Raw genomic sequence first — 24,969 nt, forward strand, 5'->3', positions numbered from 1 at the left:
GGCCATGACGAACATCCGGGGCCTCGTCGAAGCCGATCTCCCAGCCGTCGCCGACATCTACGCCCACTACGTGACCGGCAGCGTGGCCACGTTCGAGGAGACGCCGCCCGGGCTGGAGGAGTGGCGGGCGAAGGCGGACGGCATCACGGGCGCGGGACTGCCGTTCCTGGTGGCCGAGGTGGACGGCGCGGTCGCCGGGTACGCCTACGTCGCCCAGTACCGTCCCAAGCCCGCCTACCGGCACACGGTCGAGGACACGATCTACCTGGCGCCCGGCTGCACGGGACGGGGGGTCGGGAGGCTGCTGCTCGGCGAGCTGATCAAGAAGGCCGGTGAGTCGTCCGCCCGCCAGATGATCGCGGTGATCGCGGACTCGGGAGACCCGGCGTCGGCGCGGCTGCACAAGGCGTTCGGGTTCGAGGAGGTCGGGCGGCTGCGGGCGGTGGGATTCAAGCACGGACGCTGGATCGACACGGCGCTGTTCCAGCTTTCTCTCGGATAGAGCGGTTCGACCACCCGGCAAACTTCGGCAGGATAGAGAGCGTGAGCCTACTCGTTGACCGCCTGCCCGAAGACATCGACGCCGAGCCCGACGCGATCTTCGACGCGTTCGTGCAGTGGAACTCCGAGCGGGGGCTCACTCTCTATCCCGCCCAGGAGGAGGCGCTCATCGAGGTCGTCTCCGGCAGCAACCTGATCCTGGCCACGCCGACGGGCTCGGGCAAGTCGCTGGTGGCGGCGGGCGCCCACTTCACCGCGCTGACGCGCGACCAGCGCACCTTCTACACCGCGCCGATCAAGGCGCTGGTGTCGGAGAAGTTCTTCGACCTGTGCGCCGTCTTCGGCACCGAGAACGTCGGCATGATGACCGGCGACGCCAGCGTCAACCCGGGCGCGCCGATCATCTGCTGCACCGCCGAGATCCTGGCCAACGTGGCCCTGCGCGACGGCGCGGCGGCCGACATCGGCCAGGTCGTCATGGACGAGTTCCACTTCTACGCCGAGCCCGACCGCGGGTGGGCCTGGCAGGTGCCGCTGCTCGAGCTGCCCAACGTGCAGTTCATCCTGATGTCGGCCACGCTCGGCGACGTGTCGATGTTCGAGCGCGACCTGACCAGGCGCACCGGCCGGCCGACGGCCGTGGTCAAGCACGCCGAGCGGCCGGTGCCGCTGGTCTACTCGTACCGGATGACTCCGCTGCACGAGACGCTGGAGGAGATGCTCAAGACCGGGCAGGCGCCGGTCTACGTCGTGCACTTCACGCAGGCGGCGGCGATGGAGCGGGCCCAGGCCCTGATGTCCATCAACATGGCGACGAAGGCCGAGAAGGAGGCCATCGCCGCGATGATCGGAGGGTTCCGCTTCACGACCCGGTTCGGGCGGGCGCTCTCGCGGCTCGTGCGCCACGGCATCGGCGTGCACCACGCCGGGATGTTGCCGAAATACCGCCGCCTGGTGGAGCGGCTGGCCCAGGCGGGCCTGCTGAAGGTCATCTGCGGCACCGACACCCTCGGCGTCGGCGTCAACGTGCCGATCAGGACGGTGCTGTTCACGGCGCTGTCCAAGTACGACGGCAACAAGGTGCGGCGGCTGCGCGCCCGCGAGTTCCACCAGATCGCGGGCCGGGCTGGCCGGGCCGGGTTCGACACCATCGGCTACGTCGCCTGCCAGGCCCCCGAGCACGACATCGAGAACGCCAAGGCCCTCGCCAAGATCGGCGACGACCCCAAGCGGCGGCGCGGCTACGCGCGCAAGAAGCCGCCGGAGGGGTTCGTGGGCTGGAGCGAGGACACGTTCCAGAAGCTCCAGGAGGCCGAGCCGGAGCCGCTCAACTCGCGCTTCAAGGTCAGCAACGCCATGCTGCTGGCGGTGATCAACCGGCCGGGCGACTGCTTCCAGGCGATGAAGCACCTGCTGACCGACAACCACGAGGACCGCAAGTGGCAGCGGCGGCACATCAGCCAGGCCATCGCGATCTACCGGTCGCTGCTGGCGGGCGGCATCGTCGAGCAGTTCGCCGAGCCCGACGAGCAGGGCAGGCGGGCCAGGCTGACGATCGATCTGCAGGAGGACTTCGCGCTCAACCAGGCGCTGTCCACGTTCGCGCTGGCCGCGTTCGACCTGCTCGACCGCGAGTCGCCGTCGTACGCGCTGGACATCGTCTCGATCGTGGAGTCGATCCTCGACGACCCGCGCCAGATCCTGTCGGCGCAGCTGAAGAAGGCGCGCGGCGAGGCGGTCGCGCAGATGAAGGCCGACGGCATCGAGTACGAAGAGCGCATGGAGCAGCTGGCCGAGGTCATGTACCCCATGCCGCTGGAGGACCTGCTGCTCGGGGCCTACGAGACCTACCGGCGCGGCCACCCGTGGGTGGGCGACTACACGGTCAGCCCCAAGTCGGTGATCCGTGACATGTACGAGCGGGCCATGACCTTCAGCGAGTACATCCAGTTCTACGAGCTGGCCAGGTCCGAGGGCACGGTGCTGCGTTACCTCGCCGACGCCTACCGCACGCTGTCGCGTACGGTGCCCGAGCACCTCAAGACCGACGACCTGGTCGATCTGATCGAGTGGCTCGGCGAGCTGGTCCGCCAGGTCGACTCCTCGCTCATCGACGAGTGGGAGAAGCTCACCAACCCGGCAGAGGCGCTGGAGCAGAAGGACCAGCTGGAGACCAAGGTGCGCCCGGTCACGGCCAACCTGAGGGCCTTCCGCGTGCTGGTGCGCAACGCGATGTTCCGGCTGGTCGAGCTGTGCGCCATCGAGAAGGAGGACGAGCTGGAGGAGCTCGCCCCCGACGTCGACTGGGGCGCGGCGCTGGACGCGTACTACGCCGACCACGAGGAGATCTTCACCGACGCCGACGCGCGCGGGCCCGCGCTGCTGCGGATCGAGGAGGAGAGCGGGCTCTGGAAGGTCCGGCAGACGATCAAGGATCCGGCCGGCGACGGCGACTGGGGCATCGACGCCCATGTCGACCTGGCCGCCTCCGACGAGGAGGGCCGCGCCGTGCTCCACGTGATCGGGCTCAACCGGCTCTGAGAGGCCGCGCCCGGGGGCGCTGGGGCTGCCCCCGAAGCCCAATGCAACCCCAGAAAAGCGACAAGCCGTGTGCCGGAACGGACTGGCAAGGGCGCCCCGGCACACGCCTGTCAATTAAGTGTCATCCGGGATACGTCGGGGTCATGTCATGATCGTGTCCCGAGATCGTGACATTTACCGCGATCAGCAATCGGCGATGGTGCAGATTTTCGCGAGCATGCGCTTGGTGTCCCGCGCCTGCTGCCCGAAGTCGTCCTTGCGGGGCTTACCCCACTCGCCGGCCACGGTGTAGAGGATCAGGGCGTTCCCGCGACGGGTCACGATGGCCCGCTCGCCGCCGATTCCCGGTTTCCTGCCCTGGTACGCCTGGCCGGTGACCTTGAGCGCCTTGTCACCGAGGCCCACCGCGCGGGCGGAGTAGCGGTAGCCGGATCGGGAGCAGGCGCGGACGGCGGCCTCCACGTCACGCAGGGCCTTGCCCGCGGCCGCGGCCGAGGAGTAGAGGATCACCTGCTCCGACCTGGAGTAGTCGGGCACCGCGGTGTAAATGAGCGTCCTGGCCTGCGTGCGGTCGCTCTGCCCGAGCCCGGCCTTCTCGCACGGGTTCACGACGAGGGCGGCCGTCCTCTTGCTGCTGGCCGTCCAGTTCGTCTCGGGGTTCTTGTCCTTGGTGGCGGCGGCCTCCTCGTACAGCAGGAAGTTGTTCGGGATGGCGACGGAGACGGCGAGTAACAGGGCTGAGATCATGCGACAAAATGGTAGAGGTGAACGACGAAGAGATCAGGCGCGTCCTCGGGCTGCTCTACCAGGAAGACACGTTACGGGCCTTCGCCTCCCTGGTGCTCGGCGACACCGACGGCCTGCCGCCCAAGGCGCTGGAGAAGCTGGCCGGCGGCGGTCTGGCGGCGCGCGACGAGAGCGGCAAGTGGCGGGCCACGCCCGAGCGCTTCCGTGAGCTGCTGCGGGCGCGGGCCGAGCCGGCCGAGCAGCTGAGCGAGGAGGAGCGGGTGCTGCGCACGTTCCTGGTGAACGGGCGGCTGACGACCATGGGGATGCGGCGCGACAAGCGGCTCGTGGTGCTGCGCTACATCGCCATGGTGTTCGAGCCCGGCGTGCGCTACCCGGAGAAGGACGTGAACGTGGCCCTGCGGGCCTTCCACGACGACTACGCGGCGCTGCGCCGCTACCTGGTGGACGAGGGGCTGCTCTCCAGGGAGGCCAACGTCTACTGGCGCAGCGGCGGGCACGTGGAGATCTAGCGGGACCTCAGGTTGCTGGTCCAGGCGTCGAGCTTGGCCTGCCAGCCTTCGGGGTCCTCCGGCCGCCCCGGCACGCCCGGCCGGGTCTGCCAGGGCAGCGGCCCCTCCGCCCGCCGATACTCCACGCCGATCGCGTCCAGCCGGGGCAGGTGCGCCGCCAGCCGCGCCCGGAAATCGTCCAGGTCCCGTTCTGGAGAGCTCCACACCGTCTCGGCGAAGGCCGCGAGCCGGGGGAAGGCCATGAAGTCCGCGTGCCGGCTGGAGTCGATCAGCTCCGTCCACAGGCCGCACTGCGCGCCCAGCACGTGGGCGGCGGCCGGTTCGCCGCGCAGCTCGGCGGGCACGGGCTCGAAGGCGTAGACGTCCTCCAGCGTGAGCACCGGCCCGAACGGCACCGGCTCCTCCTCCCCCGGCCCCTGCCGATAGTCCAGGTAGAGGCTCGTGTTGGAGCAGTTGATCACGTCGTGGCCGCTCCTGGCGGCGGCCACCGCGCCCAGCTCGCCGCGCCACGAGGCGACCACCGCGCCGGGCGCCAGGCCGCCCTCGAGGATCTCGTCCCAGCCGACGAGCCGGCGCCCGCGCGCCGTCAGGTAGGCGTCGAACTGGTGGATGAACCAGCTCTGCAGCTCCTCCTCGTCCCGCAGCCCCAGCTCGGCGATGCGCCGCTGCGCCGCGGAGCTCGCCTTCCACTGGTCCTTGCGGCACTCGTCCCCGCCGAGCACGACGTACGGGCTGGGGAACAGCTCAAGCACCTCGTCCAGCACGTCCTGGAAGAACTTGACCGTGCTGTCCTCGACGTTGAGCACGTTCTGGCCGACGCCCCAGCCGGTGCGCACCTCCAGCGGCGTGTCCAGGTTGCCGAGCTCCGGATACGCGGCGATGGCGGCCTGTGTGTGCCCCGGCAGGTCGATCTCGGGGACGACCGTGACGTGCCGGGCGGCGGCGTACGCGACGATCTCCCTGATGTCGTCCTGCGTGTAGTAGCCGCCGTGCGGGCGGCCGTCCATGGCGCCGTTCCAGCCGGTCTGGCTCTCCCTGCGCCACGCGCCGACCTCGGTCAGCCTCGGGTAGCGGCGGATCTCGATCCGCCAGCCCTGGTCGTCGGTGAGGTGCAGGTGCAGGACGTTCAGCTTGTGGAGGGCGAGCAGGTCGATGAAGCGGAGCACGTCCCGCTTCGGCATGAAATGCCGGGCGACGTCGAGGAGGCAGCCGCGCCACCCGAACCTCGGCGCGTCCTCGACGTACGCGCCGGGCACCTCGAAAGGCCCGCCCCGGGCCTTCCTGAAGGCGGCGGGCGGCAGGAGCTGCCTGAAGGTCTGCGCCCCGTAGAACGCCCCGGCGGGACCGCCCGCGACGATCTCCACCGTGGCACCGACGGTCAGCCGGTACGCCTCCGGCGGCAGATCGCCGAGCGACAAGTTGATCGTTCCCGAGCCCCCTGGCAGGAGCTGGCCTCCGGTGACGGGGGCGAGCTCACCGCGCAGCCAGGCGGCCACCTCGCCGAGCGCCGGGTCGGCGGCCAGCGAGGTCTCGCGGCCGAGGACGAACGCCCCTGGCCTGGACTCGTGCTTGACGGGCTTGGGAACGATCAACAACGGCGAACTCCTTACTTACAGGTGATGGCGGCGTCGGCGAGGTCGGCGTGGTCGGAGGTCGCGTTGTCGCCTCCGTTGGTCACGACCAGCCGGACATATCTGGCGCCCTCGACGGACGCGGTTACCTTGCGGGCGGGCATGGCGCCGGTGAGCACGCCCGAGTGGGCGACCCGGCCGCCGTCGGCCCAGACCTCGAAGCCGGCCGAACCCGCCGAGCCGACCTCGTCGTCGATCCCGGCCTGGAACTCCACGGCCGTGCAGCGCCCGGCGGTGTAGAACTCGATCTCGGCGGGCGCGTGCACGCCGAGGCCCTTGGCGTACGTGGCGCCCTCGATGGTGATCGGCTTGCCGTCGCCGGCCGCCTTGTCGCCGTTGCTGGTGTCCTTCTCGACCGGGCCGAAGTGGTTCTTGGCGCTGGTCCAGGCCACGTCGCTGAGGTAGGTCCGCCCCGGTCCCGGCGCGGTGGCGACGGTCACGACGGCCACGGCGGTCTGCGTGCCCTGCGTGAAGGTGAGCTCGTAGCTCCCCGGCGTGGCGCCGGCGGGCGGGGTGACGGCCCATTTCACGGTGAGCGTCTCCCCGCCGTCCAGCTTGCCGGCCCTGACGGGCGTGCGCGCGGCGGCCTGCCACCCGTCCGGCACGCGCGCCGAGACCTCGACGTCGCGCAGGCGTGCGGTGGCCCCCGTGTTGGTGACCCTGGTCAGGATCTCGCCGGTCTTGCCCGGCTCCAGCACCGAGGGCCGGTCGTCGCCGAGGAACTTCGGCGGGTCGGCCTCGAACGTCACCAGCGGCGGTGCCTGCTCGCGGCTCTCGGCGACCCGGTAGAGCAGGGCCGCGTGCGCGGGAACCTGGGCAGCAAGCCCGCCCTTGGAAGAGCTGACCGCGCCGCTCCACAGCTCCTCGACCCGGTAGCGGGACCCGCCGAGCGTCGTCGAGATGGTGGCCGCGCGGTCGCTCTCGTTGAACAGCGCGATGGCCCGGTCGCCGTTGGCCAGCGGCTTGGACAGCACGTGGTACCAGCCGTCCGTCTTCACGAACGTGCCGTGCGCGCCCAGCGGGTCCTGGTCGACCGCGACGACCTTGGGGTTGGCGACGACCGCGGGCGGCGCCGCGGCCGGGTCCGCCTGCAGGAACAGCGGGGACGCGCCGATCGCCCAGAGCGTGAACTGGGTGCGGTACTCGGTCTCGGTCATCCCGCCGCGCCCGGCCTGGATCAGGTCGGGGTCGGCCCAGCTGCCCGGACCCGCGTACTCGGCCCTGAGCTGGTTGGTCTCCCAGATGTCCACCATGTTGGGGTAGGCGTCGGGGATGGGGCGGTTGTAGACGTTCGTGCGCCAGGTGGTGGCGCCCGCGCTCTTGCCCCAGAGCCACGGCACGGTGCTGCCGTCCTCGTTGTTCATGGCGAACACGACGTCCGTCCCGAGGGCCTGACGCATGCGCGGGTAGAGGGTCTGGGCGATCTGCTGCACGTTCTGGCCGGGGAAGTCGGCCGTGGGGATGTTGCACCAGTCGTACTTGACGTAGTCGACGCCCCAGCCCTTGACCTGCTCGGCGTCGGCGGCCTCGCTCTTGTACGAGCCGGGGCCGCCGCCCGAGCACGCCTTGGTGCCCGCCGACAGGTTGAGGCCCAGCTTCATGCCCTTGCCGTGCACGTAGTCGGCGAGGGCTTTCATGCCGCCGGGGAAACGGGCGGCGTCGGGGGCCAGTGCGCCATTCGTGCGCTGCGCGGCCAGCCAGCAGTCGTCGATGACGACGTACCGGTAGCCGAGCGGGAGGAGGGGCACGAGGGAGTCGGCGGCCTTTCGTACGGACGACTCCGAGACCGAGCAGCCGAGCGAGCGGCTGTTCCAGCCCATCGGCGGGCCGGCGGCGGCGTCCGCGGCGCCGGCTAACGGCACGAACGGCATGGCGAGCAGGGCCGCCGCGGCGGCGGCCGTGAGGATGCGCATGGGAGGTCCTGTCAGGCGGGGTTCAGTCTGGCGGCGCCCGGCTCGATGACGAAGGAGCCGGAGGTGTAGGCGGGGGCGTAGGGCTCGGTGACGCGCGACAGCGACCGGAAGTCGACCTTCATCTCCTGCTCTGTGATCTTGGTGCGCACGTAGCCGCGGCGGCCGTTGAAGAACTTCACGTGCGGGTTCTCGTTGAGCAGGACCTGCGTGTTGGGGTACTCGTCCAGGCCGTTGCCCGCGCTCGTCACCGAGGTGGTGACCAGCTCGACGGCGACGGACTTCGACTCGGGGTCCTGGTAGTCGCGTTTGACCTCGCCCGCCCAGTGGGAGTGCACGTCTCCGGTGAGCACGACGGCGTTGCGCTTGTAGGTGTCGATGGCGGCCGTCAGGCGGTTGCGGGAGGCGACGTAGCCGTCCCAGCCCTCGTTCGAGTAGCCCTTGCCCTCGCCGTTCGCCCAGTCCATCTCCATGAGGAAGACCTGCTGTCCGAGCAGGTCCCAGGTGGCGCGCGAGCCCTTCAGCGCGCCGTCGAGCCACGCCTCCTGGTCGCGGCCCAGGATCGTCCTGTTGGGCTCGAAGCGGTCGAGGCAGTCCGGGCCGACGGTGCCGCTCTTGCCGGTGCACGCGTACAGGTCGCGGTACTGGCGGGTGTCGAGCAGGTGCAGGTTGGCGACCGCGCCCCAGCGGATGCTGCGGTAGAGCCTGAGCGCCGAGCCGTCCGGCTTCTGGGCGCGGCGCAGCGGCATGTTCTCGTAGTACGCCTGGAAGGCCGCCGCCCGGCGCGCGAGGAACGGCGGGTCGGGCTGCTCGGGCACGTCGCCGGCCCACCCGTTCTCGATGTCGTGGTCGTCCCACACCACGACCCAGGGGGCGATGGCGTGGGCCAGCTGCGACTCGGGGTCGGCCTTGTGCTGGGCGTGGCGCAGCCGGTATCCGGCCAGGTCCAAGCACTCGCCGCCGGCCTGGTCGCGGACCGGGTACTTGTAGTCGCCGTACTCGTAGATGTAGTCGCCGAGGAAGGCGATCAGGTCGGGCTGGTCCTCGGCCATCCTGCGGTAGGGCGTGAACCAGCCCACCTGGTAGTCGGCGCAGGAGGTGAACGACAGGTTCAGCGCCCGGCTGCGGGTGCCGGGTGTCGGGGCGGTGAGGGTGCGGCCGACGGGGCTGATCTCGCCCTCGGCCCGGAAGCGGTAGAAGTACTCGGCGCCGGGGGCGAGCCCTTCGAGCTCGACGTGGACGCTGTGAGCCGCGCCGGGGCGGGCGACCTCGGCGCCGGCGCGTACGACGTGCCGGAAATTTTCGTCTTTGGCGAGCTGCCACTGGACCGGCACCGGGCGGTCCGGCATGCCGCCGAGGCCGTCGAGCGCGATCGGGTTCATGGCGAGCCGGGTCCACAGGACCACGCCGTCAGGCGTGGGCTCACCGGAGGCGACGCCGAGCTGGAAGGGGTCGGAGAGAGGGGCGCGACGGGCCGCCGCGCGCACGGGAGCAGCACCCAGTGCGGCGGAAATGCCCAGGCTCGCGCCCCCGGCGAAGAGGGAACGCCGGGTGATCATGGGGGTCCTTACGTGAGGGTGACGGCGGGGCCACGACGGCGCGGCCTCGGGGCGGCGTCGTCTACTTGACGGTGGCGTTGCCTTCGGCGACAGCCTGGTCGGCGGCGGCTTGCGGAGTGAGTTTTCCGAGGTACATCTCGTTGAAGATCTGGTTAAGCTTCGTCTCGAAGCCGGTGAAGCCGGTGGTGACCGGCAGCGGGAATGTCGAGCCCTCGGCCTCCGTCACGAACGGCGAGACGTCGACCTTCTTCGCCTTCCAGAAGTCGACGTAGCCCTGGCTGAGGCCGTTGAGTGCGGGGAAGGCGTAGCCGCCGTCGGCCATCATCTTCTGCGGCTCCTGGGTGCCGAGGTATTCGGCCAGCTTCATGGCCTCCTTGGGGTGCTTGCTCTTGGCGTAGACGGCCTCGGCCAGGCCGTTCAAGTTGACCGAGCGGCCCTTCGGCCCCTCAGGCATGGGCGCGACGCCGATCTCGAAGGTGGCCTCGGGCGCCACGAACGGCAGCAGCGCGTTGTTGGCGGGGAACATCGCGACCTGGCCCGCCTTGAACATGTCGGTGACCTTGCCGGTCGGCGGGTTGGTCTGGGTGGCGGGCGGGGAGACGTGGTGCTTGTTCACCAGGTCCACGCCGAACTGCAGCGCCTGCACCGACGCCGGGTCGTTGAAGGCGTACTTGCCGAAGGGCTTGTCGACGAGCTTGCCGCCGTTCGAGCTGACCCAGTTCATCCACTGCGTCTGGTAGTGGTTCCAGGAGGCGAAGCCGTACGACTTGACCTTGGCGGGGTCGAAGCCGGCGTCGCCCGGGTGCTTGCCGGCCTCGTCCACGGTGAGCTTGCGTGCCGTGTCGAGCAGGGTGCCGGTGCCGTCCGCCGCCCAGGTGAGCTTGTCGGGCAGCTCCACGCCGGCCTTCTTGAACAGGTCCTTGTTGTAGAGCAGGCCGACGATTCCCCAGTCCTTGGGGACGCCGTACAGCTTGTCCTGGTAGGTGAAGGAGCCGACGACGGTCTGGTGGTACTTCGACCGGTCGACCTGGACCGGGCTGAGCACGCCCTTGGTCACGTATTCGGGGAACTGGGTGGGGGTCATCCAGAACACGTCCGGCGCCGTGCCCGCGACGACGTCCGCGGTGAGCTTCGTCCAGTACTGGTCGTACGGCAGCAGCTCGATGTTGACGTCGATGCCGGGGTTGGCCTTCTCGAAGGCGGCCATGACCTTCTCGTAGCCGACCTTCTGCTGGTCGTCCCAGAGCCGGTAGGTCAACGTGACCTTGCCGGACTCGCCGCCGCCCGAGCCTGAGCCGCACGAGGTGAGGGCGAGCAGGACGGCGCCGAGCAGCGCCCAGCGAATCGGGGGGTTGTGCGACATTCGCTGACCTCTTCTTACTTGAGACCGGTCACTTGAGACCGGTGAGGACGACCGATCTGACGATGTGCTTCTGGAAGAAGATGAAGACCGCCACCATCGGCACCAGCGCGATCAGGCTGCCGGCCATCATGAGGTTGTAGTCGACGCCGATGCCCTGTTTGAGCGTGGCGATGGCCACCGTGATGACCTTGGTGTCGTCGCTGCTGGTGATGATCAGCGGCCAGAGGAAGCTGTTCCACGAGGAGATCACCGTGATGATCGCCAGCGTGCCGAGCGCCGGGCGGCAGAGCGGGAGCATGACGCGGAGCAGGATCGTCAGCGGCCCCGCCCCGTCGATCCGCGCCGCCTCCTCCAGCCCGGAGGGCAGGGTCTTGAAGAACTGCCGCATCAGGAAGATCCCGTACGGGGTGCCGAGCACGTACGGGGCGAGCAGTCCGTACCAGGTGTTGACGAGGTCCAGCTCCCGCATGATCAGGAACAGCGGGATCATCGTGACAGCGCTCGGCACCATCATCGTCGCCACGAACAGCCAGAACAGCACGTCCCTGCCCCTGAACCGCAGGCGCGCGAAGGCGTACGCGGCGAACGTGGTGAACACCAGCTGGCCGGCCGTCAGCAGCGCCGTCATCACGGCAGTGTTGAGCAGGTAGCGCGGGAAGTCCCCGTCCACCATCTTCGCCAGGTTGTCCGCGGTCGGCGGCAGCCCGGGCAACCAGGGGGCCGTCCCGCTCAGCTGCGCCTGGGTCTTGAACGCGGTCAGCACGACGAGCAGGTACGGGAAGACGGAGACGAACGCACCGGCCGCGAGCACGGCGTACAGGAGGATTCGCTTGGCCATGGTCTCCGCTCAGCTCAGGTCGTAGGTGGTGCGCTTGCCGAAGAACCTGACCTGCGCCATCGTCACCAGGAAGATGATCAGGAAGAGCAGGGTCGACAGCGTGGCCGCGTAGCCGAAGTCGAACTCCTTGAACGCGGTCTGGAAGATCCTGAAGTTGATCACTTCGGTGGTGTGGCTGGGGCCGCCGTCCGTCATCGCGTACACCGTGTCGAACACCTGGAAGGAGCCGATCAGGTTGGTCACGCTGACGAAGAACATCGTGGGGTTGAGCAGCGGCAGCGTCACCCGCCAGAACCGCTGCGCCGGGGTGGCGCCGTCGGTCTCGGCCGCGTCGTGCAGCTCCTTCGGGATGCCCTGGAGCCCGGCCAGGAAGAACAGCATGTTGTAGCCGGTGTACTGCCAGACGCTGACCAGCGCGACGGCGGGCAGCGCCCACGTGGGGTCGGACAACCAGTCGGGGCCGGTGACGCCGACCAGCGCCAGGGCGCTGTTGATGGCGCCGTCGCGCGGGTCGAAGATCCAGCCCCAGATCAGGGCCAGGACGATGGGGGTGGCCATCCACGGCACGACGAAGAGCGACCGGTAGAACCTGACGCCCTTGATGCGCTGGTTGAGCAGCATGGCCAGGGACAGGGCGAGCACGGTCTGCAGGGGGATGCAGAGCAGGACGTACGCGATCGTCACGCCGAGCGAGTGCCACGTCTGGCCGTCGCCCGCCAGGCGGCGGTAGTTGTCGAGGCCGACGAACTTCGGGTCCGAGAGCAGCTCCCAGTCGAAGAGGCTGAGGACGAGCACGATGACCATGGGGAGCAGCAGGAAGGCCAGCACGCCGAAGAGGCTGGGCGCCACGAACAGGTACGCGTGCCAGCCGCTCCCCTGCCTGCGCCGCCCCTTCGCCGCCTGGACGTCCCTCACCAGGCCGCTCTCCGCGGTGTGGCTGGTCACGACGGGTCCGTCGCCGTCGGGACCATGAGACGCCTGGTCGTCTCCAGGCCCCAGTCGTCCAGAGCCGCGATCGGGTCGCTCGATCCGCGCAGGCCGCCCGTGCCGGCGATGTGCGCCGCCCACTCCTCCCGCGCCTCCACCTCGGGGCGCAGGATGATGCAGTCCGGGTCGTTGACCCACCACCGGGCGTGCAGGAACTCCCGGGCCGCGCCCGTGAGGCGGGCCCCGAGCTGGGACGGCTGGCTGATGTCGCCGGACTTGGGCTGCACGGCCGGCGCGATGTCCGGGCTGACCCGCATGATGTCCACCAGGCCGATGCTGGGCAGCATCGGCGCCCCGCACCCGTGCAGGGTCGCCTCCGCGCCGGCGCCCCGGCGGATCAGCTCCAGGCCGCGCCGGTACGCGGCGATCGGGTCGAGGTCCTCGTGCCGCCCGCCCGCGAGCGCTCCCGCGTAGACGAAGTCGAGCTTGAAGTGGCTGATCCCCATCGCGCCGAACGTCCGGAAGACGTGCACCAGGTGCTCGGCGGCCTCGGGGTGGGTGACGTCGAGCACCGCCAGGTCCTGGTCCCACATGCGTCCCGCGTACGCGCCCCTGACCAGCCAGTCGGGGTGCTCGCGGAAGATCCGGCTGCGGTGGCCGACGAGGAACGGCGCGGTCCAGATCCCCGCCCGCCGGCCGGCGTCCGTGACGGCGTCCACGGCCCTGGCGAGCGAGCCGAACCCGGGCCGTCCCTCCAGCCAGTCGCCGATCTCGGCCTCGTAGCCGTCGTCGATGAGGAACATGTCGGCGCCCAGGCCGAGCCGCTCGGAGAGCTGGAGGTTCTCGATGACGTCGGCGTCGGTGACCTTGTCCCAGTAGCCGTACCAGGTGCACCACATGGGCGGGACGGCGGGGAACGTCCTCCGGTGCCCCGCCATGGTGTCCGCCCAGTCGCGCAGGGCCTGGTCCAGGCCGCCTTCCGAGCGGTGGTGGCGTACCGGGCCGTCGGCGGAGACCACCAGGCGGCCGCCCTCCTCGCGCGCCCTGATCGACGGCACCTGCAGGGGGCTCGGCGCCGACCAGAGCTCGACGGACCCGTCGCCCGGCTCGACGGCCAGGAGCCCTTCGCCCTGGAACACCCCGTCGGGGACGGGGGTCTCGGGGCGGTAGGCGAGGATCTGGATGGTCTCGTCGGCGGGCCTGGGCGGGGCCTCCGTCAGGCGGTACGCGCCCGTGGGGCTCCACGACTGCCAGCCCTGCTCGAACACCCGCGCCTCGCCAGGGCCACACCTGATCTCGCCGATGTCAGCGAAGGACATCCTGATTCCTCTCGACTTTCAAAGGAGCCCTTCATTAGTAGCACCGGCGCTCCCGTGGGGTCAATGACCCTCTTTTCCCGCTAAAACGGGAGATGCACAGTGGGCGTACACCCGCCGATCGCTGGCATAATCTGTGGTTACATAGGAGACCTACTTAAGGACGGCGATGGCGGACGTTCGCGGCGGCGACCTGTCCCGGCTGCGGCAGCTCAACTCGCTGACGGCCATCCGGGAGCTGCGCAGGGCGGGTCCGCTCACCCTGTCGGCGCTCGCCGAGCGGACCGGCCTGTCCAGGCCGTCCATGAAGGAGGTCACCGACGAGCTCATGGAGCTCGGCTGGGTGGAGGAGGTGCCGCCGAGCCCCGGCACCATGGGCCGGCCGGCCCGCCGCTACCGCTTCCGCGCCGACAGCGGCTACCTGGTCGGGGTGGACATAGGGGGTCACAACATCCGCGCCGCCCTGTCCGACCTGGACGGCGAGATCCTCGCGGAGACCCGGCAGCCGGTGCTGCCCGACGCCCCGGTCGAGGAGCGCCTGGCGGCGATCGAGCGGGCCGTCTCCGGATGCCTGGCGCTCAGCCGTACGTCGGTCTCCGACGTGTGGACGATCTCCGTGGGCACCGTCGGCGTGATCGACGTCGAGGGACGCGTCATCTACTCGGCCGCCGTGCCCGCCTGGCGCGACCTCGACCTCGCGGGCAAGATGCGGGAGATGTTCCCCTGCCAGGTGCTCATCGAGAACGACAGCCGCCTGGCCGCCATGGCCGAGACCAGGCGCGGGGTGGCCAAGGGCGCCCGGGACGTGGTGTTCCTGCACGTGGGCCGGCGCATGGGGGCCGGCCTGATCATCGGCGGGAAGGTGCACCGGGGGTTCGGGGCGGCGGCCGGGGAGATCTCCATGCTGCCCGAGGCCCGCTGGTTCGACGCTCCTGAGCACCTCAACACCTGCCCGTCCGTCCCCGCGGGCACCGCGCCCGAGGACGCGGCCGGGTTCACGCTCGCCGCCGCCCGGAACGGGGATCCGGCGGCCGTCGCCGCCGTCGAGCGGTACGTGGACGACCTCGCGGTGGGCACGGCCGCGATGGTGCTCATCCTGGATCCGCAGATGGTGGTGCTGGGTGGCGGGTTCTCGCGCTCGGCGGACGTGCTGCTCGGGCCGCTGCGGGAACGGCTGGAGCGCACGTGCATGCGCATGCCGGACGTACGCGCGTCCACGCTCGGCGACGAGTGCGTGGTGGTGGGGGCCATCGACTACGCGGTCGACCACCTGGACGACCAGCTCTTCACTCCCGACAAGGGCCCCCTCCCCGTCACCCGCTGACCCGGTCGGCCCCGCTGACCCGTCGGCGCGCGTCGCTCGGGTCAGGATTGCCGGCGGAGGCGGGCGCGGTAATCGCGGGGCGGCAGGCCGTACTCGCGCTTGAACGCCCGGCTGAAGTGGAACGGGCTGACGAAGCCGCAGGCCGCCGCCACCTGCCCCACGTCCAAGTCCGTCACCTCGAGCAGGCTGGCCGCGTGCCGTACCCGCGCCTCACGCACGGCCTGCATCGGGGTGCGCCCGGTCTCGGCGGCGAACAGGTGGGCGAAGCGGGACGGCGAGAGCGCGACCGCGCGGGCGAGCGAGGCGACCGAGTGCGGCGCTCCGGGCTCGGCGGCGATGAGCGCGAGCGCCCGGACCACCCGCTCGTCACCCTCGTCGGACCGGCGCGCCGCTTCGGGCCGCGCGGAGGCGGTGGCGAGCACGAGCACCTCCTCCACGGCGCCCAGCACCAGCTCCCTGGCCGCCCCCGCCACGACGACCGCCGGCACCCGCACGTCGGTGGAAAAGGGCACGTCGGCGGGAGGGGGCACATCGGTGGGAAGGGGCGCGTCGGGCACCCACCGCGCGTCCTGGAGCGCCCGCTCGAACGCCAGGCCGATGCGCCCGTGCACGCCCGCCGGCACGCCCCCGACCAGATGGCACCCGTCTCCACGCGCATAGGGCGCCAGCCAGGCCCCCCACGGTGGCCGGGGCTGGAAGTGCACCCACCAGAAGCGCCACCGCTCCTCCCCCGCCAGCACCCTGTAGTACTGGGACACCCCGGAGCCCAGCACCACCAGATCCCCGGCCCGGGCCGCGAACGACGCCCCGCCCTGCTCCACGAGCCCCGCCCCCGCCTCGGTCCACAGCAGCAGCCAGCTCGGCGACCCGGTGGGGCGGCGCGTGGCGTAGCCGGGGGCCTTGTCGTAGTGGCCCACGATCGTCAGCGCGGCAGCAGGAACAGACAGGTCCTCAGCGGTCACAGGCATACCGTTCCACGATCCCGCTCCTTAGCGTGAGACACATGAGGCTCAACGACTTCCACGATCAGGGGTACATGCTGGTGCCCGGTCTGCTCGCTCCTGAAGAGGTTGCCGAGCTGCGCGACGAGTTCATGACGCTGCACGCCAAGGGGCCGATCCCTGGCCACTTCTCCCCCAAGCCGCAGGAACCCGGGCAGCCGTACGACATCCTCCGCGACTACCCGCGGATCATGCACCCGCATCAGGTGAACGACCTGGCCCTGCGCTACCTGCTCGACACGCGCATCGCCGCGATACTCCGCGACATCCTAGGCGAGGAGCCGATAGCAGCCCAGAGCATGTTCTACTTCAAGCCGCCGGGTGCCAGGGGCCAGGCGCTGCACCAGGACAACTTCTACCTCCGGGTCGAGCCGGGCACGTGCGTGGCCGCGTGGGTGGCGCTCGACCGGGTGGACCGGGCGAACGGCGGCCTCGAGGTCGTGCCGGGCACGCATCTGATGGACCTGTTCTGCCCGGAGGAGGCCGACCAGGACGTCTCGTTCACCCGGGAGTACGTCCCGCCGCCGCCCGGGCTGGATCGGGTGCCCGTCGACATGAACCCCGGCGACGTGCTTTTCTTCAACGGCAGCCTGGTGCACGGCTCGGAGCCGAACAGCACGACCGACCGCTTCCGGCGCAGCTTCATCTGCCACTACGTCGGGCGCTCGGCCGAGCGGATCGCCGAGTACTACCCGACGCTCACGATGTCGGGCGAGCCCGTTCAACTGGAGCAGGCCGTCGGCGGCGGCCCCTGCGGCACCGAGGCCACCGGCCCACACTGACGGCGCTCACCGTCAGGAACGCTCAGCCGCTCCCGGAGGCGCTCAGCACCCTCGGGGACGCTCACTCAGCACCCTCGGGAGCGCTCAGCCACCCGAGATGTCGGACTCGGCGTCACGGTCTGGGATCGGGCAGTCCCATGGGTCGTCCAGCCACCCGTCCGGCAGAAGCACCTTGGACCGCTCCCCCGACTTCCCCCGTGGCGTGTCCGTGTTCGGCGGCCACGGCTGATCGTGCTCCAGCTTCGCCAGCCCTTCGCGCAGCCCGTCGAGCGACTCGGCCGTGGCCAGCTCCCGCCGCAGCTCGCTCCCGACCGTGAACCCCTTCAGATACCACCCGACATGCTTGCGGAAGTCGGCGACGGCGTACCGCTCGATGTCGAAGCACTCGGTCAGCCCTTCGGCGTGCCTGGCCATCACCTCGGCGACCTCGCCGAGCGTCGGCCGGGCCCGCTCGGGGCTGCCGTTGAACGCGTTCTCCAGGTCCTTGAACAACCACGGCCGCCCCAGGCACCCCCGTCCGACGACCACGCCGTCGCACCCCGTACGCGCCACCATCCGCAGGGCGTCGTCGGCGCACCAGATGTCGCCGTTCCCCAGCACGGGGATGTCCGGCACGGCCTCCTTCAGCCGGGCGACGGCATCCCAGTCGGCCACACCCCCGTAATGCTGCTTGGCCGTACGCGCGTGCAGCGCGACCGCCGCGACCCCCTCCTCGGCAGCGATCCGCCCGGCGTCGAGATACGTCAGATGATCGTCATCGATCCCCTTGCGCATCTTCATCGTCACGGGCAACGACCCCGCGTTGGCGACCGCCTCCCGCAGGATCCGCCGCAGCAGATTCCTCTTGTACGGCAGCGCGGAGCCGCCGCCACGCCTGGTCACCTTGGGCACGGGGCAGCCGAAGTTGAGATCGATGTGATCGGCCAGGTCCTCCTCGGCGATCATCCTGACCGCCCGCCCCACGATGCCGGGGTCCACCCCGTACAGCTGGATGCTCCTGGGCCGCTCCGACTCCGCGAACCTGATCATCCGCATCGTCTTTGGATTGCGCTCGACCAGCCCGCGCGTCGTGATCATCTCGCACACGAACAGCCCCGCGCCCTGCTCCCTGCACAACACGCGGAACGGCGCGTTCGTGATGCCCGCCATCGGCGCGAGCACCACCGGCGGCCATACCTCAATCGGCCCAATCTTCACCCGGACAGTTGTAGCGCAGGTCAGTCCGTAACGGGTATTCGATCGCATTCTTCGGCCCGGTCCCGCACGCCGCTTCAGAGATCGACCACGACCCGGCCGGTGGAGCCCAGCGTCCCGGTGGCCTCGTGCGCCTCGGCGATCCGGTCGAGCGGGAAGCGGGCGGCGATGTTCTTGAAGCCGAGGGGCCAGTACGGCACCGCCGGATCGGTCGCCCTGGTGGCGTAGGTGGCCACCGTTCCGCCATACCCGAGGAGCTCGACGTCGGTGGCTATACCGGTGTCGAACGCGACCTCGGCGACTCGGTCGACGCCCCACCAGCCCTGGCGCTTGCCCAGGTCGCCCCCGTGGACGCCGGAGGCCGCGACCTTGACCCGCACCTCGCCGGGGCCGGGCTCGGGGGTGGGCAGCTCGCCGACGTCGAGCACCTCGCGTGCCGGTCCCTGCCGGTCGTACCAGGCGGCGCGCACCACCACTCACCGCCGTCGGCGCGGGTGCCCTCTTCCAGGCTCACCAGCTCACCGATCGATCAGCCGCCAAGGCGGCTGATCGATCGCGGCCATGATCGCGTCCGGCTTCTCCATCTGATCTGGCCCGCGGGCGGTCGGAACGATCAACTTGGCGCGTCGGTCCTGGGGGCGGGCCGGCGTTCCACGCAACCCAGCCCCTCCAGCTCATCGATCAGGTTGCCGATGACCTGCTTGTGCGTGCCCGGCAGCCGCGACAGCTCCGTCGCCCGGCTCCCCCTCCTCGTCGAGATGGCCGAGCACGGCTCCGTGCCGCGGCGCGGGGCAACTGCAGGCGCAGGCTTCCACCTGGACGCCCACACCACCCCACCCCGGTGGCAGCCGATCCCAGCCACCCCGCCTGGCAGAGGATCGTTAAGCTGATCAGAGACGCTGTTATCCAGATCGTCGTTGGGGGGACGGATGCTTCTTCGCGTGCGCTTGGCGCTGCCCGACAGACCTGGCTCCCTGGCACAGGTGACCAAGGTCCTGGGCGCGGCGGGAGCCGACATCACGCAGGTGACCGTGCTCGACCGGGGCGCGGGCACGGCCGTCGACGACATCACGATCTTCTTCCCGGAGAGCATGCCCCGGCAGTCGCTGATCAAGAGTTTGGAGACCGTCGACGGCGTGGCGGTCGAGGGGGTCTGGACCACCAGGGAGGCGCCGGGGACGTACCCTGAGCTGGAGATCCTCAAATACATCACCACGGCGGGCGACCGGGCTCTCACCACGCTCGTCGACTCGCTCCCCGTCCTCTTCAGCGCCGACTGGGCCGCCACGACGTCCGGCGAGCGCGTGGTCTACGCGAGCTGGCGCGCCCCCAAAGACCTGGTGGTCCCGCAGGAGACGCCGTCCCGCCCGACGGCCGTCACCCTCGAGGAGGGCCTCCACCTCATCCACGCCCCCCTGCCGCCCCTGGCCCTCTCCCTCATCCTGGCCCGCTCGGAGGGCCCGGCCTTCCACCGCATCGAGGTCCACCGCCTCACCCGCATCCTGGAGATCTTCCTCAGCCTGCCCGCCACGGAGCGCAGCGTGGCCCGCCAGCTCCGCAAGTAGCGCACACCCCGCAAGCTGCCGCGGACCGCTGGACGCGGCCCACGGTAGGGCACTCCGCAACCTGCCGTGGACCGCTGAACGCGGCCCACGGTGAGCATCTGGTCGGCAAACGCGCTAGAGTTATCGAGGCAACGCGGAAGTGGCTCAGTGGTAGAGCATCACCTTGCCAAGGTGAGGGTCGCGGGTTCGAATCCCGTCTTCCGCTCGGAGAGGTTCTACTCGGTGGAGTGGCCGAGAGGCGAGGCAGCGGCCTGCAAAGCCGTCCACACGGGTTCAAATCCCGTCTCCACCTCCAAGGACGATTAGCTCAGCGGGAGAGCGCTTCCCTGACACGGAAGAGGTCACTGGTTCAATCCCAGTATCGTCCACCAGGCTCCATAGCAGACCAGGTCTGACTTGGTCAAACAGGAGTTAAAGCCCCAGCTCACGGCACACGCCGGGAGTCTGGGGCTTCTTGTTGTTCCCGGTTGATCATGGTTATTGTCAGCACCGGTGCTGATGTTGTGCTGACCCGTGCTGGGTCCGATCTGGCATGAGTCGCTCGACTGGCTCCCGCTTGCCATTCAAGCTCCTTGTGCAAGTTGGAGCACACTCGGAGCATCGGAGGGCACCATGCACGGCCGTTCCAAGATCGTTAATAGGCTTGGTCGCGACACGAGCCCGGCAGGTCGCGATGTGATCACGTACGGCGTGTTCCCTGGGCATGAGACGAAGCCCAGTAGCAAGGGTCTTCCTACAGATCTTTGCGCGTGGAGCTTCGTCGTGGCCCAGTGTGCCATCCCCGCGGCCGAGCTGGTAGCCGCCGGCCCGATCATCTGCGTCCCGCTCGCGGATGCCTGCGATGACCTGCTGACCTTGCTGACCGGGGTGTCCGACGGACGCTCCGATCAAAGACGTGACCACCCTGTGGCTGCGGTGCTCGCCCTGGCCGCGGCGGCGACCGTAGCCGGAATGAAGGGCTACCGCGCGATCACCGGCTGGATCGCTGACGTGCCCGCCGACGTGCTGGCCGACCTCTATATGCGGGCTGGGGCGGCCCCGGCACCACCGCCGGGCAAGACCACGATCTGGCGGGTGCTGACCGAGACCGACGCCGCCGCGCTGGATGCCGCGATTGGCGCCTGGCTCACGACAACCTTGATGACTTGCATGAACACAAGTGATGAGGATAACGATGGGCCCTGTGATGGCCAGTCGCCGCTGACCCACCTGCGCCTGGATGGCAAGGCCATACGCGGCGCCAAGGACGCCGACGGCAACCAGCGGCATCTGCTGGCCGTCATGACCGGACCACCGCAGCGGGCCGTGGTGACCGCGCAAGCCGAGGTCGACGGCGCCAAGCCCCGTGAGACCATCACTGCCCGCGACCTACTGAAACGACTCGACCTGACCGGGACCGTGCTGACCGCCGACGCCCTGCACACGGTCAAGGCCACCGCCCGCGTGATCCGGGAGCAGGGCGGCCACTTCGTCCTGCCGGTCAAGGAGAACCGCGGCGCCTTGTTCGACGCGCTCAACGCGCTGCCCTGGCGCGAGACCCCGATCACTCGCACCAGCACCGACAAGGGACATGGCCGGATCACCACCCGCACCATTCAAGTTCTGCCCGCCCCCGAGAACCTGCCGTTCCCGCACGTCAGCCAGGTCTGGCTGATCGAACGTTACGTCACCGCCGCCGACGGGACCCCGCTGTCGGCCATCGCCCAACTCGGCGTCGCCAGCCTCGACTCCACCCGGGTTACCGCCGCCGACCTGGCCCGATACAACCAAGATCACTGGGGCGTGGAGGTCCTGCACTGGATCCGCGACACCCTGTTCCGCGAAGACCACTCTCGTATCCGCACCCGCTCCGGCCCTCGCGTCATGGGCTCCCTGCGCAACCTCGCCATCGGCGCGTTACGCCTGGCCGGACGCCCCGACATCACCGAAGCGACCCGCTGGGCCTGCCGCTACATGAGCAGACCATTCGCCATTCTCGGGCTCAACTAACGGTCTTGGAACGGCCGTGGAGGCGATGTTGACAGCTACCATGCCGATCATGGACAAACTGGATCCCCGTCGCACCGCGTTGCTCCTTGTCGACTTGATGACTCGCATCGTCGAGCAGCCCACGGCACCACATTCCGGACCTGCTGTGGTCGCCCGCTCCGTCGCCCTGGCCGACGCAGTGCGAAAGGCGGGCGGTCTCGTCGTCTCCGTGCGGGTCGAACGGCCAGGCGTTGCGGAGCAGCCACCAGGCAGTGAGCTGGTGGAAGGGGTCCTCGGCGACCTGGAGATCGTGAAGCGCACGTGGGGCGCGTTCCACAACACCGGGCTGGAGGAGGCGTTGCGTAAGCACGCCATCGACACCCTGATCATCACCGGGATCGCCACGAACTTCGGCGTCGAGCAGACCGCGCGTTTCGCCGACGAGTTCGGCTTCAAGGTGATCTTGCCCGAGGACGCGGTCACCGCATTCGACGCGCACGCCCATGAGTTCGCCTTCGACTACATCTTCCCGCGTATCGCTACTGTCTGCACGACCGACGAGGTCGTGACAGCGCTGGACTGAGATCAGTACAGACTCGAGGCTGATTCAGAGGGCACTGTGGGCCCAGATCCCATGGCTCGGATCAACCACTCTCCGAGGGGTTCTGCTCGGTGATCTCCCGGTGGAGTTGGAGGGCGTTGCGGCAGCCCTCGGCACCGAACTGGACACCGGGCAGTACGCCACCGGCGTCACCATCAGCGACGCTCAGCTGGCCGACCTACCCATCACCAGCCACTACTGGCACAGTGACTGGAACTACACGCTGTTACCAGCATGGCCGACACCCCACCACCCAGACCACCACTGAGGGCACCGCCACGGCGCCACCACGTGACCGAGACGACCACGCCTGGCTGATGCACCCCACCCCGACCGGCCTGCCGCAACGCGGCGCGTCATATCTCGGCTGAACCCGTAACACCCCGTTCGTGATCGCATTGCGATCTACGTCTCGGCCCACAATCATGATCTTGGAACGGCCGTGGCGGCGGAGATGACGTGGAGACGGCCACCGCCTGATCATTTGGAGCCTGTGAAGACAACAAAGATCGAGCGATGGCCGCAGGCCACTAGTCCTTCCGCATCACTTTATGGCTGGTGGCGGGGTACGGACGGGACACGCAGTAGTACGTTCCTGTCTTAAATATATTCATATATGTGGCGGCGGCCTTGCATGCCTTACGAGTGGGGTAGTACTTGACGATAGTGTCCGCGCTGGCAGGGGCAGGGTTGACCGCCAACGTCGAAAAAGCCGCAGCTGCCAGCATGGCAACCGCAACGAATCGCTTCACAAACATAAAACGTCTTCCGTCGGTTGAATCTTTGCGGTCAACCGTAGAGAGCAGCGGCATGTTTCGGGTATGCCGGTGCTTCCGACTCATCGGATCATCGACGCACGCGGCGGCAGGTCGTGGGAACGCATTGGGAAAGCAGAGCCGCCGTCAGCCGATGACAGCCGGAGACAGTCGGACACCCGCAACTGATCCAGATCATACGAAAGCCCAGGTCATCACGTGATGATCTGGGCTTCCGAGTAGAGCCGACGAGGGGAATCGAACCCCTGACCTTCTGTTTGCAAGGGAAGGGCAGACACCTCGTCAAGAGCGCCCCGGCCTGGTCAGGCGGTAGATGCGGTCCGGTGACGTGTGATCGTGTAAGGCGGTGTTGCTGTACGGCACTGCCGTATAGCAAACACCGCGGACACGGCCCGGATGAGGTCCTCTTCATCGATTACACGCCTTCCGGCAGGGCCGGGGTGCCTATACATCGGGTCAGTCTGTAGGGGCCGGCTCGACATGGTGATCGTTGTAGGGGAAGAGGTCATCACCATGATCGACAACGGTGCTGCACCGGTACCGGACAATCTCGATCATCGACGCCGGGCCGAGGTCTTCGTCTCCCCGCTCCTCGTCGTCCGGATCCAGGACCTCGTCCACGTTGTAGTGCAACCGGTCGTCAACCAGGTAGTCGCGGCGGAAGTCGGTTCTCCACTGCGAGTTGCCCCCCAACCGTGCGAGAGGTCATCGGTGGATCGTGACCGGCGCCAGAAGGTCCAGTACAGGGTGGAGCGATCGGCGACCCCCGCGACCAGATGCCGCGCCCCGGCGGTGACGACCACCCCGGCCCGCATCAGCAGCATCGATCCCATCATGTAACCGGGCCAGCGCTCCTCGACGATCGAGGGCGGCTCGTCGGGATCGTCGGCCGGCCGCACCTCGACGACCTCGTGGAAGAACGGGTGGAACCCCCGCCTGCCGATCCGGTCCGCGCCCAGCGCCGCACAGAAGGCGGGATAGACGCCGACCGGTGGGCAGACCTCGTTCGGGCTCTCTGCCGAATCGTCCGGGGGATCCTGGTAGCTAAGGATGAGCAGGTCGAGGATGCGGTTCACGGCATACAACCGCTCCAGCGAGCTGTAGCCCCTCTTGGGAGGCTTTCCCAGAGGGATCAGGTGACTTTCGGGCTGGCCTGCCTCCCGCACCTCCGCCACGTGCGCCGGATGCTCGTCCAGCCACCGCAGCAGCATGTCGGCCAGCCCGTCGCCCTTGTGGTCAAAGACGCTCTCGTACAGGGAACGCCAGTGGTGACCCGAGTAGACATCGTCGTTCATGTGCCCCAGGGTCCCGTACGACGGCACTTCCCGGCACCCGCCGAGAGGATGGCCCAGACGGCAGATTCGAGGACCGCGCTTCCACCACCCGAACCATGCGCCCCGGTGCTCCAGGAGCATCGGCGGATCCATGAGAAGGCCCGTGAGGACGCGAGAAGAAACAGCAGACGGGATGAGCGAGCGCCACCTCAGCCATTGCAGGCCAACGGTGGTGAGCACGTCCTCGGCGGCCATTCCGAAGCCGGCGAGCCCCGGCTGGCAGCCCATCGTCCGAGAGCAAATGAACCCATACCGCAAGGCCGCCAGACCCGAAGAACGGAAGCCGCACGTCAGCATGACCTTCCGCTTTTCAGAAGTCGCGATCACCCTGCTCAGCCTTGCCGGCCAGGAGTGGGGTCGCAGTTGACGGTGCGGGTTATGCGGGCTCGGTGACCGACGTTGCCGTCAGCGTTGCCGTCATGAGGATGCACCAGTGACCAATGACCAGTTACCAGACGAAGGAGGGCTTGCCGCGGTCGCCTAATACTACAGTCATGTTTTGTGATCTAGAGCTGGATCTTGTTGTGGCGTAGCCAGCGTTTCCAGTAGTGGCTGCTGCGGGCGCGGGCTTGGTGGGCG

The 24,969-nt window shown here is 69.1% G+C and carries 22 protein-coding genes and 3 tRNA genes; 13 read left to right on the forward strand and 12 right to left on the reverse strand.

The annotated features are described in order from the left end of the window. The first annotated feature begins 4 nt into the window (after window positions 1-4). Both ACIBVN_RS24025 and ACIBVN_RS24030 read left to right on the forward strand, forming a co-directional pair. Window positions 5-502 (forward strand): GNAT family N-acetyltransferase, encoded by a 498-nt coding sequence (locus ACIBVN_RS24025; RefSeq protein WP_397139790.1) that lies wholly within the window; start codon window positions 5-7, stop codon window positions 500-502. A gap of 32 nt (window positions 503-534) precedes the next feature. Next, on the forward strand, window positions 535-3,042 hold the full coding sequence (locus ACIBVN_RS24030) for a DEAD/DEAH box helicase (RefSeq protein ID WP_397139849.1): 2,508 nt from the start codon (window positions 535-537) through the stop codon (window positions 3,040-3,042). Between the two features lie 183 nt (window positions 3,043-3,225). On the opposite strand, the gene ACIBVN_RS24035 is transcribed toward ACIBVN_RS24030, so the two are convergent. After that, window positions 3,226-3,789, reverse strand: coding sequence for a hypothetical protein (locus ACIBVN_RS24035; protein ID WP_397139792.1), 564 nt, complete (start codon window positions 3,787-3,789; stop codon window positions 3,226-3,228). Window positions 3,790-3,797: 8 nt separating this feature from the next. Here ACIBVN_RS24035 and ACIBVN_RS24040 point away from each other — a divergent pair, with 8 nt between their 5' ends. Next, on the forward strand, window positions 3,798-4,301 hold the full coding sequence (locus ACIBVN_RS24040; protein ID WP_397139794.1) for a DUF2087 domain-containing protein: 504 nt from the start codon (window positions 3,798-3,800) through the stop codon (window positions 4,299-4,301). Here ACIBVN_RS24040 and ACIBVN_RS24045 read toward each other — a convergent pair. The 7 genes from ACIBVN_RS24045 to ACIBVN_RS24075 form a co-directional block, all read right to left on the reverse strand. After that, window positions 4,298-5,896, reverse strand: a complete 1,599-nt coding sequence (locus tag ACIBVN_RS24045) for a beta-N-acetylhexosaminidase (RefSeq protein ID WP_397139796.1) — start codon at window positions 5,894-5,896, stop codon at window positions 4,298-4,300. The genes ACIBVN_RS24040 and ACIBVN_RS24045 overlap by 4 nt on opposite strands. Window positions 5,897-5,907: 11 nt before the next feature. Continuing rightward, a complete protein-coding gene (locus tag ACIBVN_RS24050; RefSeq protein ID WP_397139798.1) occupies window positions 5,908-7,845 on the reverse strand; it encodes an NPCBM/NEW2 domain-containing protein in 1,938 nt (645 codons plus the stop codon). An 11-nt stretch (window positions 7,846-7,856) separates the two neighbouring features. Then, window positions 7,857-9,401, reverse strand: coding sequence for an alkaline phosphatase D family protein (locus ACIBVN_RS24055; RefSeq protein ID WP_397139800.1), 1,545 nt, complete (start codon window positions 9,399-9,401; stop codon window positions 7,857-7,859). A gap of 61 nt (window positions 9,402-9,462) precedes the next feature. Further along, window positions 9,463-10,764 (reverse strand): ABC transporter substrate-binding protein, encoded by a 1,302-nt coding sequence (locus ACIBVN_RS24060; protein WP_397139802.1) that lies wholly within the window; start codon window positions 10,762-10,764, stop codon window positions 9,463-9,465. A gap of 28 nt (window positions 10,765-10,792) precedes the next feature. Further along, a complete protein-coding gene (locus tag ACIBVN_RS24065; protein ID WP_397139804.1) occupies window positions 10,793-11,602 on the reverse strand; it encodes a carbohydrate ABC transporter permease in 810 nt (269 codons plus the stop codon). Between the two features lie 9 nt (window positions 11,603-11,611). Next, entirely contained in the window at window positions 11,612-12,547 is a 936-nt protein-coding gene (locus tag ACIBVN_RS24070; protein ID WP_397139806.1) for a carbohydrate ABC transporter permease, read from the reverse strand. After that, window positions 12,544-13,848, reverse strand: coding sequence for a glycoside hydrolase family 36 protein (locus tag ACIBVN_RS24075; protein ID WP_397139808.1), 1,305 nt, complete (start codon window positions 13,846-13,848; stop codon window positions 12,544-12,546). Before ACIBVN_RS24075 ends, ACIBVN_RS24070 begins: the two co-directional genes overlap by 4 nt. 166 nt (window positions 13,849-14,014) lie before the next feature. Here ACIBVN_RS24075 and ACIBVN_RS24080 point away from each other — a divergent pair, with 166 nt between their 5' ends. After that, complete coding sequence (locus tag ACIBVN_RS24080) at window positions 14,015-15,169, forward strand: ROK family protein (protein ID WP_397139810.1); 1,155 nt, start codon at window positions 14,015-14,017, stop codon at window positions 15,167-15,169. A gap of 41 nt (window positions 15,170-15,210) precedes the next feature. Here the strand turns inward: ACIBVN_RS24080 and ACIBVN_RS24085 are convergent, their stop codons facing one another. After that, window positions 15,211-16,137 carry a helix-turn-helix domain-containing protein gene (locus tag ACIBVN_RS24085; protein ID WP_397139812.1) on the reverse strand — a complete coding sequence of 309 codons (927 nt, stop codon included), beginning with the start codon at window positions 16,135-16,137 and terminating at the stop codon, window positions 15,211-15,213. 35 nt (window positions 16,138-16,172) lie between these two features. Here ACIBVN_RS24085 and ACIBVN_RS24090 point away from each other — a divergent pair, with 35 nt between their 5' ends. Next, window positions 16,173-16,952, forward strand: coding sequence for a phytanoyl-CoA dioxygenase family protein (locus ACIBVN_RS24090; RefSeq protein ID WP_397139814.1), 780 nt, complete (start codon window positions 16,173-16,175; stop codon window positions 16,950-16,952). A gap of 84 nt (window positions 16,953-17,036) precedes the next feature. Here ACIBVN_RS24090 and dusB read toward each other — a convergent pair whose 3' ends face one another. Continuing rightward, the gene (gene dusB, locus ACIBVN_RS24095; protein ID WP_397139816.1) at window positions 17,037-18,149 is read right to left on the reverse strand and encodes a tRNA dihydrouridine synthase DusB; all 1,113 of its coding nucleotides are present in this window, start codon (window positions 18,147-18,149) and stop codon (window positions 17,037-17,039) included. A gap of 74 nt (window positions 18,150-18,223) precedes the next feature. Then, on the reverse strand, window positions 18,224-18,616 hold the full coding sequence (locus tag ACIBVN_RS24100; RefSeq protein ID WP_397139818.1) for a hypothetical protein: 393 nt from the start codon (window positions 18,614-18,616) through the stop codon (window positions 18,224-18,226). Window positions 18,617-19,087: 471 nt separating this feature from the next. On the opposite strand from ACIBVN_RS24100, the gene ACIBVN_RS24105 reads away from it, so the two are divergent. The 7 genes from ACIBVN_RS24105 (at window position 19,088) to ACIBVN_RS24135 (ending at window position 22,548) form a co-directional block, all read left to right on the forward strand. Then, window positions 19,088-19,711, forward strand: a complete 624-nt coding sequence (locus tag ACIBVN_RS24105) for an ACT domain-containing protein (protein ID WP_397139820.1) — start codon at window positions 19,088-19,090, stop codon at window positions 19,709-19,711. A 133-nt stretch (window positions 19,712-19,844) separates the two neighbouring features. Then, window positions 19,845-19,916, forward strand: a tRNA-Gly gene (locus ACIBVN_RS24110). Window positions 19,917-19,932: 16 nt separating this feature from the next. Then, a tRNA-Cys gene (locus ACIBVN_RS24115) sits at window positions 19,933-20,006 on the forward strand. A 1-nt stretch (window position 20,007) separates the two neighbouring features. Continuing rightward, window positions 20,008-20,082, forward strand: a tRNA-Val gene (locus tag ACIBVN_RS24120). 391 nt (window positions 20,083-20,473) lie between these two features. Beyond that, complete coding sequence (locus ACIBVN_RS24125) at window positions 20,474-21,700, forward strand: ISAs1 family transposase (RefSeq protein WP_397139822.1); 1,227 nt, start codon at window positions 20,474-20,476, stop codon at window positions 21,698-21,700. Between the two features lie 49 nt (window positions 21,701-21,749). Next, window positions 21,750-22,262: an isochorismatase family protein gene (locus tag ACIBVN_RS24130; protein ID WP_397139824.1), complete on the forward strand. Its 513-nt coding sequence runs from the start codon at window positions 21,750-21,752 to the stop codon at window positions 22,260-22,262. Between the two features lie 100 nt (window positions 22,263-22,362). Beyond that, window positions 22,363-22,548: a hypothetical protein gene (locus tag ACIBVN_RS24135; RefSeq protein ID WP_397139826.1), complete on the forward strand. Its 186-nt coding sequence runs from the start codon at window positions 22,363-22,365 to the stop codon at window positions 22,546-22,548. 1,062 nt (window positions 22,549-23,610) lie between these two features. Here ACIBVN_RS24135 and ACIBVN_RS24140 read toward each other — a convergent pair. Then, entirely contained in the window at window positions 23,611-24,351 is a 741-nt protein-coding gene (locus ACIBVN_RS24140) for a hypothetical protein (RefSeq protein WP_397139828.1), read from the reverse strand. Window positions 24,352-24,523: 172 nt separating this feature from the next. Between ACIBVN_RS24140 and ACIBVN_RS24145 the strand changes: the two genes are divergently transcribed. Beyond that, window positions 24,524-24,757 (forward strand): hypothetical protein, encoded by a 234-nt coding sequence (locus tag ACIBVN_RS24145; protein WP_397139830.1) that lies wholly within the window; start codon window positions 24,524-24,526, stop codon window positions 24,755-24,757. Window positions 24,758-24,969: the final 212 nt, after the last annotated feature.

It is taken from the genome of Nonomuraea sp. NPDC049400, from assembly GCF_044466425.1.
Classification (GTDB): domain Bacteria; phylum Actinomycetota; class Actinomycetes; order Streptosporangiales; family Streptosporangiaceae; genus Nonomuraea.